This window comes from Bergeyella anatis, from assembly GCF_036016955.1.
In the GTDB taxonomy this organism is placed as follows: Bacteria; Bacteroidota; Bacteroidia; order Flavobacteriales; family Weeksellaceae; genus JAYWXI01.
This window is the reverse complement of the sequence record NZ_JAYWXI010000012.1, coordinates 22197-36229: the sequence shown is the minus strand read 5'-3', so window position 1 is coordinate 36229 and position 14033 is coordinate 22197. Positions and strand designations below refer to the sequence as shown.

The window sequence follows — 14033 nt, the reverse complement described above, 5'->3', positions numbered from 1 at the left end:
TTTCCACCCATTCAAAATAAAACCTTCACCATGAATCAAAAAAAACAAAACCCTCGGTTTTTCAACCAAGGGTTCAATGGTATCGCGTCTAAAACTTAAATTCCAACTTCACATTAAAAAACCGTCCCGTCAGCCTTACCGGCACCGGATAAATGTATTGCGTGTTCACATCCGTAATCCACTGATTGGCCACCGTATTGCGAATATTAAACGCATTAAAAATCTGAACCCCCAACGCCAACTCCCTGAAATTGCGCCAAAACAAACGCTCCGTGCGAGGGTTTTTCGGATCGATGAACAATTTGGTCAAACCAATATCCACCCGTTTGTACGAAGGCAGGTTTCGCTGAAAAGAATACGCCGCCCCAAAATCCGGAAGCCGAGTCTGCGCATCAATACGAATCGGCGCCCCCGTAGGCAGCCCCTGCGCATACACCGCCGTGAGATTGACCCTCATGCTCGGAAATTTCGGCATATAATCCTGATAAAACATCGAAAAACGAAAACGCTGATCGCTAGGACGCGGAATAAACCCTCGCCCTTCAACGGATTCATAAACCCTTGCATAACTGGCCGAAATCCAAGAATCCACTCCCGGAACAAACTCCCCGAACAATCGCGCATCCACCCCATAAGCATACCCTTGGGCATTATTCTTCCCCGAATACCTCGTCCGAACATTATCTATAAAATAAGGAATCAAACGTTCCATTTTTTTATAGTACAATTCCGTTGACAATTTGAAAGGCCTCTGCGCCATCTCAAACTCGTAATCGCCGCCTAAAATAACCTGATAAGAACGCTGCGCCAAAATCAGAGGATTAAAACTTCCCGACAAATCCTTAATCTCTTTGTAGAAAGGCGCCTGATAATAAACCCCTCCCGATAACTTAAAAAGCATATCGGTCCTCCAGTCGGGCTTCAACGCCACCTGCATCCGAGGGCTAAACAACCACTCCCCATTATAAGACCAATGCTGCCCGCGAACCCCCGCATTGAAAAACATCCGATGAGCCCCCCAATAAAACTTCTTAGCATATTGCCCATAAGTCGACCATCGGGTCGGTGAAATTCGGTTATCGCCGTAAATATGATAACGCATCCTCAAGTCTCCCGCATCCAAAACGCCCGGCTCTACCCAATGCCTTGGCGTTGCATACCCCAAAGAATCCACCAATTGCCATTCGTTGGTCAAATCCCGAAGAAGCTCCCTTTCATACTTCACCCCAATTTCGTAATCGGTATTGGCGTCCGAAGCATACCGCACCCTAAGCTGACTGCCATAAGTCCGCACCAACAAGTCGTTACGGGCATGATCAATCTGTCCGCCCACATCGTATGAGGGCACCGGATCCCCCGTCATGGGGTCAAACGTCTGAAGACGATACCCCGACAAAATCGTATAATACTCCCGCTCCCGATTTTGATACGCAAAATTATCCAACGTAAATTGCCACTGCTTATTCGGTTTATACTGAACCGAAACCGTTCCCATGGCATTACGATAACGGTCCTCTTCCCGCCCCGCATACCCTATCGAAAGACGAATGGGCTGCTGAAGCGAACCAAAGTCCACCTCTTTGCGCCGAGGCACCATTTCGTAATCGTTTTTGGAATAAAAGCCGAGGAAAGAAAATTTCCAACGCTCATTCAGCGTATAGGTAAGGTACGACTGAACATCCATAAATCGGGGATTAAAATCCGTGTCCTCATTAAGGGTATTGAGCACCAAATTGGTGTTTCGATAACGCCCAGAAACCAATGCCGTCATCTTTTTATTCTTGCTCACCAATCCCGTCGAAAGACGACCTCCGATAAGACTCGCCTCCCCCGAAAGCTCAAACCGTTCGGGCTGGCGGTAATACAGATTTAAAGCCGATGACATCTTATCCCCATAACGGGCTTCAAATCCTCCGGGCGAAAAACTCACCACCGAAACCATATCCGGATTAATCACACTCAAGCCCTCCTGCTGGGAGTTTCGGATAAGAAAAGGACGGTAAATTTCCACATCATTGATGTAAATCAGATTTTCATCGTAACTCCCACCTCTCACCATGTATTGGGAAGAAAGTTCCGTATTGCTATTGACGGAAGGAAGCGTCTTCAAAAGCCCTTCAATCCCCCCGGAAAGCGAAGCCATCTCCCGAGCCTGGCGCGCCGACAGCTCCACCGACGTTATATCCGTCACCACTGGGCGTGCTTTTTTGCGAAAAACCACGGCTTCGATTTCCGCCTCTCGCTCGCTGCGAACCATAAGAACATTAAGTTGCTGAACCTTCGGCAATGCCGCTATCCTCTTTTGAAAAGGCTTAAATCCCGGTCGTTCGATTTTCAACGGAGCCTCCGTCTCCAACAAGGTGATTTTCACCCGGCCACGATCGTCCGTAAGGTAAACCTTCTCGTCGTAACGAACCTCCGCCCGAGCCATCCCGCGCCCCTTTTCATCCAAAACCTGAACCTCCAACTGCGCCGAAACCCAAGCCGAAAAAAAAAGAAAAAAAGAAATTAATAGCCGATTAAATTTCATTGTTAAAAGTTTTTTTGAACGTTAAGGCCTACATAAAATCACCAATCTCCACCGCCTAAACCAAACGAATGACCGCTCAATGCTTTACAGAATCGCCTCTCTTAGCCTTGTAAGCTTCTCCAAAAGCGGCTCCAAACGATCCAATTTCAGCATATTGGCGCCATCGGATTTCGCCACCGAAGGCTCCGGATGCGTCTCAATAAAAATACCATCCGCCCCCACAGCAATCCCGGCCTTCGCAATGGTCTCAATCAGTTCGGGACGGCCTCCCGTAACCCCGCTGCTTTGGTTAGGCTGCTGCAAAGAGTGCGTAACATCCAGTATCACAGGAGCATAAGCCCGCATCGTAGGTATTCCCCTGAAATCCACCACCAAATCCGTATAGCCAAACGAATTGCCACGCTCAATAATCGCCACCCGATCATTCCCCGAATCCTTCACCTTATCCACCGCAAACTTCATCGATTCCGGAGACAAAAACTGCCCCTTCTTAAGCGTTACAGCTTTTCCCGTTTCTGCCGCCGCCACCAGCAAATCCGTCTGCCGAACCAAAAAAGCAGGAATCTGCAAAACATCCACATACTGCGCCGCTAAAGCCGCATGAGCATTTTCATGAATATCCGTGGTTGTGGGAATATCAAAATGACGCCCCACTTTTTGAAGAATTTCCAATGCATTTTCGTCTCCGATTCCCGTAAACGAATCAATCCTAGAACGGTTGGCTTTCTTAAAACTCCCCTTGAAAATATAAGGAATCTGATACCGATCGGCCAGTTCGACAATTTGTCCCGCAATGTCAAAGGCCATCCCTTCCCCTTCAATAGCACAAGGACCGGCAATAAGAAAAAAGTTTTTAGACGCTTTATGACGAATGTTTTCTAAAGTCTGTATCATAATGTAAAAATTAACCCCTCAAAGATAAGGTTAATTTTACGATTTTACCCCTACGTTCTGCTTCACCAATAATAGTTGCCTATCAACTGCATCGCAAAAGTCTGCAACAAACACCATCCAAACAAGACCTCAAGGCTACTCTGCTTTAGTTGCTTCAAGAACAAAAGAAAAAAAGGAACAATATACAAACATGCCCGTGCCGTCTCCCCCGTGCCGTAAGCCCCCGTAAGAAACATCAGCAAAAGCACCGCAAAGGCCGAAAATGAAAACCCGTTAACCGCACTGTCCGAATACAGCCGCCCGTAACGCACCGGGCTAAACAAATAAGACACAAAAGGAAACGAAAGAAAAAATAAAATCTCACAAATATCTTCTAGTCGCGTGAAAAAATAAATCCGCGGAGAATAGAAAAGCATAAACCCGTTAGGATTCTCCGAATGACTGGCCTCAAAAAAAGTCGTAAGCCAATTGCTTCCCGTCCCGTAAGAGACTAAAACCAATCCCAAAAGACACCCCACTCCCGAAATCACGGAAGCCCAGAGCACTTCGTAGCGCCGATACCAACACTGAACCAAAGAAAACAACCCTAAAAAAGCAAATAAAAACAGTCCCGAAAACGTCATTAAATTCGTCAACAAAAGCCCCGAAACCATACACGATAACGAAACCCAGTCCATCCTGCGCGCCGCACTGACTCTTGAAACCCCATAAAAAACCAACAGAGAGGAGGTAAGCACCAAAGCGTCTATCGACACCATAAGATAAATGTTTACCGAAGGAATTACAGCAAACAAAAGAAGAAGAAGCTTTCGCCTCTCCGTCGGAATCGAGAAGTTCTTCATCACGCCATTAACCAAAGGAAAACTGAACGCCGACAACGCCAAAAAAGTCAACCCCAACCCCAAAATGCTACCATCGAACACCCAAAGAAAAAAATAATGCAAAAGCGTAATATAGGGCGGATGCGTCCGGGTATGAAGCTGAAATTCGTCCAAACGCCCGTTAAATTCCTTCAGCCAAAGCCGCCAATCCGTAATTTGCACCGCATCTGCATAATACTGACGTCCTTTGTAATAAAACGGCTTCAGCAAAGCTTCGTCTATATTGCCCTGCCCCATATTGCCTAAAAACACCAACAACAAAGCGACTGCGAACAAAACATAGAAGTTCCAACGCCCATACCATTTGAAAGCCCAAAGCCCTAAAGCAAGAAAAGCAACCCCAAACAACGGCCCCGACCAAAGAAATGCAGAAGGGTAGATGACCGAAAAAGGAAACAAAATATTATTTCCCGTAAAAGCCACAAAAGTATTAATCCAATACACCAAAGCCGCCAAAGCCACCCAAACCACTACGGCCCAAATCATCGTCCCCAAAGGGAAAACAGTCCGATCGCCCAAACGCCTTATCCAATCTATCTTCATGCTTCTAATGCGCTAATTCTACTGTGTTACCTTCATCAACTGGCTCTCAATCTGTTTGAGTTTTTCGTCGCCATAAGTGGAATCGTAAGGCTTCATCACATCAAAAATATAGTGGTAGAAAGGCACGATATTTTGGATTTTATCGACCTCGCCATACGCCTTCTCTTTACCCATAGCCTGGAGATTTTTAATAAAATCGTTATACCGCTTGTCCAAAGGTTCCAAAGAACGCACCACGTAAGCATACCCTTTAGACTTCGCTCCAAGTTTCTCGTAAGCGTCCGCAACGGCTCCGACCACCAAAGCATACTCCATGGGTTTGGTTTTCATCTGACGCCCGGCGAAACGCTGCTCCCGCAACGAAAGACCCCGGTAATAATCGTACTCTGCAAAGATTCCTTTTTTCAGTTCTTCCGCCAATTTCAGCCCTTTCTGTTCTTGTCCGGCAATGATATATCCGTAAACCATCGAACTGAGCGACCTCGGATCATTGTATTTTTCCACCGGAATCTCCCTTGAAGCCAAATCCATGATTTCCAATGCCTTTTGCTTTTCACCTTTCAAAACCAGCGCTTCTGCTGCACGGCTGGCCGAACTGCGGTAGCTCACAATGTTTTGCGTACAAGTCTCGTCAAAATGAACGGAAAGGTCCTTAAAATTCCCCCAACGGTATTGTTTAACCGTCGAATAAAGTTCATCGGCAACCACTCGGCCCATCTCTCCCGACTCGGCTTCCTTCGTACGAATGGGCACCAAACGATAACTAAACCCGTCGTATTGTAGATAATCGCCTAAATAAAAAAGATTCTCGGCATCGTACACCCCTCCTGAAGAAAAGCTAATTGGCCGTTTCCAATCGAAATTGGCTAAAACATCCAACAACATCAGGTTGTTTTTAAACATACTGCGACGCTTGTACTGTATCGTAATGGCATCTTCCGCCAAAGACGCATCTTCCGCTCTGATAATGCCGGATTTCACCGCATTTTGTTTATTAACCGGAAGAACAAACTTAGTAACCGGAAGGAAATTATAACGTTCGAAACGGCTTTCCCCGAAAATCATGCTTAAAACCAAATTCTTACTTTCGGATTCGACTTTTAAGAACTTTAATGCCTCTTGCACCGTCATGGAATCCTGCGTTTGGTATTTACGGAATTCTTCCAGCGTCGAAGGCGAAAGCCCGCGTTCTTCCAAAGATTCGAAGATTCCCTTCCACTCCTCGCTGGAAATCAAGTACACCTGATCATTCACCCCGTCTCGGTATTCCTCATGCTTCAAGGATGAAGGAATCGGCATGGCGTTATACGTCCGACGTTTTACCTGATCGATATTCCACGGTGTGGAAAGCAGCGTAAAATTCACCACCTTCACATCGTCACGAAAACGCTCGGTCTCCTGAATCGCCCAGTTGGGGTAAGTGTCGTTATCCCCATAGACAAACAAAATACTATTTTTCGGCAACGATTTCAAGGTGGAATAAGCATAGTCGTAAGCCGTGGAACGCCCGCTACGGTCATGAGGCGTGTAATTCTGGAAGCCCATCATCATCGGCACCCCCAACAATACCAAGCCCGCCACAAAATTCACCGCATCCGATTTCACCCGTTTTTGCAGCGTCCAAAGCAATGCCGCAGCTCCCAAACCAATCCAAATAGCAAACGCATAAAAAGCTCCTACCATCGCATAATCCCGCTCCCTCGGCTCAAAAGGTTTAACCCCCGTATAGAAAATAATCCCTACACTCGTGAGAACAAAAAGAGATAAAATGGCATAAAACCGCCCAAAATCCTTCCCTGCCTGATAGAATAGTCCGATTATTCCCAAAAGGAATGGCAGAAAGAAAAAGGCCACCGTACTTTCGTTCCTGTATTTTGCCGGCATATTTTTCTGACTTCCCCAAAGTGCGTCGTCTATAAGGGAAATTCCCGAAATCCAATTTCCTCGGTTATTCTCCATATGCCCCTCCAAATCGTTCTGTCTTCCCACGAAATTCCACATCAAATAACGCAAAAAGTAATACCCGTTCTGAAACGTAATGAAATAATCCAAATTCTGCATGAACGAAGGGCGTTGCACATTGATTAAATCATAATTTTTAACCTGAAGATAATCGTCCACCGTAATACTTTGATCTTCAAACTTTTTCCGAAGTTCATCAAAAATCTTCTGTGCTTCGGGGTTATCGGCCACATTAGGATTACCGTAGTTAAACGTAAAATCCGGCGCACCGTACATCGAAATATAATTGGCCATCACATCCCGATCGTCATTGAACATCCTGGGCATCAGACTAACATGGGCCGGGTTGTAAACATAATTAAAACGCTCGCCTACCTTGCGGTAAGTTCCCGTGGTTTCATCTTTTTCGTAAACATCTCCTCGCTTATTCTGTTTATAGCTGCCGTCTTCATTTTTCTCCATGCCTTTGAAGTCCAGAGCCGCCGTGTAATTCTGACCATAAAGCGTCGGCCAGTCGCCATATTGTTCGCGATTATAGTAATCCAACATGCCGATTGCATTATCGGGATTGTTGAGGTTCATCGGTGGATTGGCATTCGCACGGATAGGGATAACCATCCAGCAGGAAAACCCTATAATCATATAAACCACAGACAAAACAGCCGTTTGAAAAACCGTTTTCTTCTGTTTACGAGCATATTTTATGGCAAAATAACAGGCCACTACCAAAAGAAGAAAAGCCACCACCGTTCCGGAATGGAAAGGCAAACTCAACCCATTGACCGCAAAAATTTCGAGCTTACCGAAAAAGGTCATGATAAAAGGGAAAATCAATTTGAATACAAAAATCAAAACCCCAAGCGTGATGAGATTAGCCCAAGCAAAGCCCTTCCACGAAAAACGGTAGTTTCTGGCATAGTAAATAAGGCACACCGCCGGAACCGCAAGCATACACATCATATGCACCCCTACCGAAAGCCCCACAGCGAAAAAGATAAGGATAATCCACCGCTCGTTGCCCAAATCATGGTACTCGTTTTCCCATTTGGTCATCAACCAAACAAGCAATGCTATGAACATCGATGCCATCGAATAAACCTCACCCTCCACCGCAGAGTACCAAAACGTATCGGAAAAGGCAAAGGCTAACGCCCCCACCAGCCCCGAAAACAAAATCGAGAGCTCCTGATGACGGGTAATTTCCTCAAAATCTTTATTAAGCAACCGACGAACCAAATGGGTGATCGTCCAAAACAAAAACAAAACCGTAAACGCACTGAACAATGCCGACATGGCATTGATAACCAAAGCGTAATTCGCCGGATTACCAAAAGCAAACAAAGCCGCCACTGCACCAACCAACTGAAAAAAAGCCGCTCCCGGCGCGTGAGTCACCTCCAATTTAACGGCCGAAGAGATGTATTCGCCCGTATCCCAAAAGCTGAACTTGCGCTCCATTGTTAAGAGGTAGGTTGCAAAAGCAATAGCAAAAACCACCCATCCCAATACCGTATTCCAAGTCTTAAAAGTCCAATGTTTCATAAAAGTCATTTCGATGTTGCGAAAATAAGATTTTTCTGCAAAATGAGCTCTAAGCATTGAATGTCATTTTCGTTGCTCCGTAAAAATTAAACAAATGATTAAAATCAGTTTGTTCCGGCTTCCTCTCTAAACATAAACCGAAAAAAATTGTATCTTTGCCGACGATTTTGAGTGAAAATTGAATTTAAAATGAAGAATGTTTATAACAATATACTGGAACTTATAGGAAACACCCCGATGGTACGGCTCAACGCTGTAACAGAGGGCATTGCCGCAAAGGTTTATGCCAAACTGGAATCCTATAATCCCGGACATTCTACAAAAGACCGCATTGCTTTCCATATCATCGAAAGCGCAGAAAAATCGGGGCTTCTAAAACCCGATTCCATCATCGTGGAGACCACTTCCGGCAACACCGGTTTTTCCGTGGCCATGGTATCTATTGTTAAAGGTTACCGCTGCATTCTTGCCGTAAGCGACAAAACCAAAGCCGAGAAAATTGCTTATCTGAAAGCTTTGGGCGCCCAAGTGTACGTTTGTCCGGCCAATGTGCCTGCCGACGACCCGCGTTCTTATTACGAAGTGGCCAAACGGATTGCCTCCGAAACGCCTAACTCGATATACATTAACCAGTATTTCAACGAACTGAATATCGACGCTCACTACCGTACCACGGGTCCTGAGATTTGGGAACAAACCGAAGGAAAAATCACCCATCTGTTTGCTTGTACGGGAACGGGAGGCACGCTTTCGGGCTCCGCTAAATTTCTAAAAGAAAAAAATCCGGACATCAAGGTCATCGGAGTTGATGCCTTGGGATCCATCCTGAAAGGCTACCACGAAACGGGAAAAATCAACAAAGAAGACATCCGTCCCTACCAAATTGAAGGCATGGGCAAAAACCTTATCCCTTCGGCACTTTTGTTCGATAAAATCGACGAGTTTGTAAGGGTAAACGACGAGATGTCGGCTTACCGAACCCGTGAAATCGCCCTGAAAGAAGCCATTATGGGCGGCTATACCACCGGAGCGGTTACTCAGGGCTTTATGCAATACGCCCAAACCCATCCTTTCACCGAAAACGACCTTGCCGTACTGATATACCCCGACCACGGATCCCGCTACATCACCAAGGTGTACAGCGACCAATGGATGGCCGACCAAGGATTCATCAACAACGGGGTTCACAACTACGACGAAATTTTCAAAACCGAATTTGTAAAATAAAAAGCCAAATTTACTTTAAGCCTTTTGATTTGACAAAAGGCTTTTCATTTATCAATTATTCGTAAATTTGCTATTCATTTTTATTAAAAAAAAGAAAAATCATAATCTGATGACAGACCTATTTGAAAGAATCAAGCAAAATCCCGGGCCTTTAGGCCAGTTTGCTGATTATGGCGAAGGCTATTTTATCTTCCCCAGACTGGAAGGCCCTATTGGCCCAAGAATGAAATTCCAAGGGAAGGAAGTCGTATTTTGGAGTGCCAACGACTACCTCGGGTTGTGCAACCATCCCGAAGTAAAGCAAGCCGATGCCCAAGCCGCAGCCGAATACGGTATGTTCTACCCTATGGGGGCAAGAGCCATGTCCGGCGAAACCGAACAACACCTCCAACTGGAAAAAGAACTCGCCGAGTTCGTTCAAAAAGAATCGGCCTACCTTCTTAATTTCGGTTATCAAGGAATGGTTTCCACCATTGACGCCTTGGTTTCCAGACACGACGTCATTGTGTATGATGCGGACTCCCACGCCTGCATCGTGGATGGCGTGCGCCTGCATATGGGAAAAAGCTTCACCTACCGCCATAACGATATCGAAAGTTTGGACAAAAACCTTGCCCGTGCCACCAAAGTTGCTGAAGAACAAGGCGGAGGCATCCTCGTCATCACCGAAGGCGTTTTCGGTATGCGCGGTCAGCAAGGAAAGCTTAAAGAAATTTGCGAACTGAAATCCAAGTACAACTTCCGCCTTTTGGTGGACGACGCCCACGGATTCGGGACTCTCGGAGCCACAGGAGCCGGTGCGGGTGAAGAACAAGGATGCCAAGACCAAATTGACGTTTATTTCTCCACTTTTGCCAAATCCATGGCCGGATTCGGTGCCTTTTTGGCCGGGGATAAAGAAATCATCCGTTATCTGAAATTCAACCTGCGCTCCCAAATTTTCGCCAAATCCCTTACCATGCCAATGGTCATCGGTGGATTGAAGCGTTTGGAACTTCTCCGTACCCGTCCGGAAATCAAAGCCAAATTATGGGAAAACGTTCACAAACTACAAAACGGACTTCGCGAAAGAGGATTCGACTTGGGCGAAACCAACACCTGCGTAACCCCGGTTATGATGAAAGGCTCTCCTGTGGAAGCCACCCTCTTGGTAAAAGATTTAAGGGAAAACTTCGGAATATTCACCTCAGTAGTGGTTTATCCGGTTATCCCTAAAGGCATGATTCTCCTAAGACTCATCCCTACCGCCTCGCATACCGATGCGGAAATCAACGAGACCTTGGCCGCTTTCGAAGCCATCCACGACAAACTCGTCGGCGGTTTCTATAAACAGCAAGCCGAAAAGTTCCTTGAAGAAAACAATTTGAGCTTCAAAGAAATCTAAACGGTTTCGACGAATCTCTTGAAATTAAAACCTTTGCTTTAAAGCAAAGGTTTTTTCGTTGTTTTGCATTTTTTTATCCGAGTTTAAACCTTATTTTTGTTGAAAGTTTATTTTTCCCGTTGAAGAATTACAGAACCGAAATCCAAAAATTCATCACCAGCCAGTATCTTTACGCCGGCCTATGGATGGCCTTTGCCATCGTGGCTCCGGCTCTCGTACTCGCTTATTTCGGGCTTCTGAAAGAGTATTTCTTATGGCCGTTGGCCACCAGTTTCGTCGGGCTCACCGACCTGCCCGGCCCTTTCATAAGAAGACGAAACACCTTAATTGCCGCTATTCTTTTTTTTACGCTTATCGCGGCTGTCACCAGCCTTCTGAAAGATTTCCCTCCGTTGGTTTACCTCCAAATCGTCGTTTTCGGAATTTTCTTCTCCATGATTGGCGTTTACGGTCAAAGATTGGCTTCGGTTGGAGGCCTTTCGCTGGTGGTATTCTCCATTTTCGTGGACGGCCATCTTACCGGAACCCACTTGGTCGAAAGTCTTTTGGTTTTTGCTTTGGGATGCGTCTGGTTTTTCCTCGTCTTTTTGGCTCTCAACAAACTTCAACCCTACAAACTGGCACGGCAGATGATCGGCGAAAACTATTTGGAACTCGCCCAATACCTCCGCATCAAAGCCCGCTTCTACGAAAACCAACTGCCCTTCGATGCCATCCGAAAACAATTCATCGCCCAACAAGTCGTCATCAAAAATCTGCAGGAAGAAACCCGAGAATTGGTATTCAAAACCCGAACCTTCGTCAACGAATCCACCACCACCAGCCGGGTACTGATGCTCATCTTCCTCAACTCCATCGACTTTTACGAAAAACTCTTTACCTCCGAACAAGATTATCGAAAATTGCATCAGGATTTTCAAGGGCAATCCATCTTGCCCCAAATCCACGACTACCTTCTTCTCATGGCCGAAGAAATCGCCCACATCGGATTATCGCTCCAGCGGGGAACCCAACCCAAACCCTTGCACCAAATTCCGCAAGCCCATCATCAAATCCACGAAGCCTATTTCGATTTAAGAAACAAAGAACTCTCCGGCTCCAATTTGGAAAAATTCATGTCCCTGAGAACCATCCTCCACCGCATCAACGAAATCACAGAGGACATCCAAACCATCTACAAAGTAGCCTCTCAGGATCCCCAAAATGCCAAAAGCCTCTCCACCGGATTGGATTTTGAAAAATTTGTTCCAAGACAAGAAAAACTGAACCGTAAAGTTTTTTTCAATAATTTTTCGCTAAAATCCTCCCACTTCCGCCATGCCCTCCGCATCACGGCCGCACTGCTCGTAGGCTACGGTGTGTCCCAAATCAAAGCCCTAAACATCGGCCATTCCTACTGGATTTTGATCACCATCATCGCCATCATGCGCCCGGCTTACAGCACCACCAAACACCGAAATAAACTAAGACTCTACGGCACCGTCTCAGGAGCCGTTACCGCGTACCTGCTTTTGGTATTCATCCCAAATGACACCCTTCTGCTAGGCGTGCTTTTAGGCAGCATGATTCTCTGCTTTTCGCTGCTGAAAATCCGATACGCCTCCGCCGTTTTTTTCATGACAATCTATATTTTCATCACTTTTAACTTCCTAAATCCCGGAAACGTTCACACCATCTTCAAAGACCGCCTCGTAGACACCGTCATCGCCGGTGCAATTGCCGTACTGGCCTCTTACTTCATCCTCCCCGTTTGGGAGCACACCCAAACCATAGACCTGATGAAAGCCAGCCTAAAAGCCAACCAAAACTACTTCCACACCGTGATGGCCAAACTGCAAGAAGCCCCCATAACCACCCAACAATACAAAATCGCCCGAAGGGAGGCCATCATCAATCTTGCCAACCTTTCCGACAATTTCCAAAGAATGTTGTCTGACCCCAAAAATCAACGACGAAAAATGGAAATGGTTCACCAATTCGTAAACACTTCCCACCTGATCACCGCCTACACCGCTTCGCTTTCCCGATACAGCGGCGAAGGAAAAACCTACCCCGAAATCGACGCCGAAAAATGGAGTAAAAAAATACTGGCCGAAACCAATCTCTCATGGGCTCTTCTCAATGGTGAAAACATCGACCAAGAGAACAAAGCACACCGTCAACTCACCCCTGAAGACTTAGTGGTCCCCATGCTAATGAAAAGGAAAAATGAAATCGACGAAAACGACCTGCCCGAGACCCGGGATCCCAATAAAATAACCAAACTAACCGAGCTTAAAAGCCTGCGGGAACTCCTGATTCTAATCTACGACGTAGCCCGAGAGCAAAGAAAACTCATCGAACACTACCAAAGCACCCTCTACTCTGAAGAAACCGCCGTTTCCAAAACATAGTTCAAGCAGTGGTTTTCCTCGATTACCGCAAAGTAAAAATCACCCACACGCCGCACACAAGCCACATAATCGTCCTGAAAAGTGTCATCAAAAACAGCGCATTTAACCGCCGAAAGATGAGCCAAATCAAAAGGTTCCACCCGATAATGCTTCTTCAAAGACCAATATTTCGAAGGATGCAGCTTGTACAAAGCCTCTTTAATCACCCATATTACCGTTAAATACTCGGCTTCACACTCACTCCCTAACCAATTTTGTTCGGAAGCATGAAGAAATTTAGATTTAACGTTAAGCACCTTAGGCGATACCCGCTCCAAGTCGATTCCCACCCTTTTTTCCGAGACCGCCAAAGCCGCCAAAGGAAACGAATGCGTAATCGAAACAAAAGCCTCCTTCGGCCAAAGATAAGGCTGCCCCAGCCCACGGTAAAGAATCCTGCATCCGGGCTTTAGCAGCCGAAGCATCCGACGCACCATAAGAAATTCAGCCTTTTTTTTCGGAGCATACGCCTCAATTTTCTCCCTCTCGTCGGGATAGACCAATCCCTCATCCAATGCTGACTCCCCAGCATCGTATTCCCAAAAGAGAATGGTCGTATGAGCGGTTTCAATTTTTTGATGTAAAGGCATGGGCGGTACAGAAATTAGTTCGTAAATTTGCGAAAATTTTTTGAATCC

At 46.0% G+C, this 14033-nt stretch carries 8 protein-coding genes; 3 read left to right on the top strand and 5 right to left on the bottom strand.

The window, feature by feature from the left end:
• Nucleotides 1–88: 88 nt before the first annotated feature.
• The 4 genes from VQ048_RS09385 to VQ048_RS09370 form a co-directional block, all read right to left on the bottom strand.
• Nucleotides 89–2257: a TonB-dependent receptor plug domain-containing protein gene (locus tag VQ048_RS09385; protein WP_327611471.1), complete on the bottom strand. Its 2169-nt coding sequence runs from the start codon at nucleotides 2255–2257 to the stop codon at nucleotides 89–91.
• A 357-nt stretch (nucleotides 2258–2614) separates the two neighbouring features.
• Nucleotides 2615–3424: a 3-deoxy-8-phosphooctulonate synthase gene (gene kdsA, locus VQ048_RS09380; RefSeq protein WP_327611438.1), complete on the bottom strand. Its 810-nt coding sequence runs from the start codon at nucleotides 3422–3424 to the stop codon at nucleotides 2615–2617.
• Between the two features lie 62 nt (nucleotides 3425–3486).
• The gene (locus VQ048_RS09375) at nucleotides 3487–4848 is read right to left on the bottom strand and encodes a hypothetical protein (protein WP_327611437.1); all 1362 of its coding nucleotides are present in this window, start codon (nucleotides 4846–4848) and stop codon (nucleotides 3487–3489) included.
• Nucleotides 4849–4866: 18 nt separating this feature from the next.
• Nucleotides 4867–8352, bottom strand: a complete 3486-nt coding sequence (locus tag VQ048_RS09370) for a glycosyltransferase family 117 protein (RefSeq protein WP_327611470.1) — start codon at nucleotides 8350–8352, stop codon at nucleotides 4867–4869.
• A gap of 189 nt (nucleotides 8353–8541) precedes the next feature.
• On the opposite strand from VQ048_RS09370, the gene VQ048_RS09365 reads away from it, so the two are divergent.
• The 3 genes from VQ048_RS09365 (at nucleotide 8542) to VQ048_RS09355 (ending at nucleotide 13356) form a co-directional block, all read left to right on the top strand.
• Nucleotides 8542–9579 carry a PLP-dependent cysteine synthase family protein gene (locus VQ048_RS09365; protein WP_327611436.1) on the top strand — a complete coding sequence of 346 codons (1038 nt, stop codon included), beginning with the start codon at nucleotides 8542–8544 and terminating at the stop codon, nucleotides 9577–9579.
• Between the two features lie 109 nt (nucleotides 9580–9688).
• A complete protein-coding gene (locus VQ048_RS09360) occupies nucleotides 9689–10963 on the top strand; it encodes an aminotransferase class I/II-fold pyridoxal phosphate-dependent enzyme (protein WP_327611435.1) in 1275 nt (424 codons plus the stop codon).
• A 119-nt stretch (nucleotides 10964–11082) separates the two neighbouring features.
• Nucleotides 11083–13356 carry an FUSC family protein gene (locus VQ048_RS09355; RefSeq protein WP_327611434.1) on the top strand — a complete coding sequence of 758 codons (2274 nt, stop codon included), beginning with the start codon at nucleotides 11083–11085 and terminating at the stop codon, nucleotides 13354–13356.
• Here VQ048_RS09355 and VQ048_RS09350 read toward each other — a convergent pair.
• Entirely contained in the window at nucleotides 13323–13985 is a 663-nt protein-coding gene (locus tag VQ048_RS09350; RefSeq protein WP_327611433.1) for a 4'-phosphopantetheinyl transferase family protein, read from the bottom strand. The genes VQ048_RS09355 and VQ048_RS09350 overlap by 34 nt on opposite strands.
• Nucleotides 13986–14033: the final 48 nt, after the last annotated feature.

What these genes read in the sequence shown, in the direction of transcription:
- VQ048_RS09360 (WP_327611435.1), top strand. Translation starts at nt 9,689, where the DNA reads ATGACAGACCTATTTGAAAGAATCAAGCAAAATCCCGGGCCTTTAGGC.
- VQ048_RS09375 (WP_327611437.1), bottom strand. Translation starts at nt 4,848, where the DNA reads ATGAAGATAGATTGGATAAGGCGTTTGGGCGATCGGACTGTTTTCCCT.
- VQ048_RS09370 (WP_327611470.1), bottom strand. Translation starts at nt 8,352, where the DNA reads ATGAAACATTGGACTTTTAAGACTTGGAATACGGTATTGGGATGGGTG.
- VQ048_RS09350 (WP_327611433.1), bottom strand. Translation starts at nt 13,985, where the DNA reads ATGCCTTTACATCAAAAAATTGAAACCGCTCATACGACCATTCTCTTT.
- kdsA (WP_327611438.1), bottom strand. Translation starts at nt 3,424, where the DNA reads ATGATACAGACTTTAGAAAACATTCGTCATAAAGCGTCTAAAAACTTT.
- VQ048_RS09385 (WP_327611471.1), bottom strand. Translation starts at nt 2,257, where the DNA reads ATGGTTCGCAGCGAGCGAGAGGCGGAAATCGAAGCCGTGGTTTTTCGC.
- VQ048_RS09365 (WP_327611436.1), top strand. Translation starts at nt 8,542, where the DNA reads ATGAAGAATGTTTATAACAATATACTGGAACTTATAGGAAACACCCCG.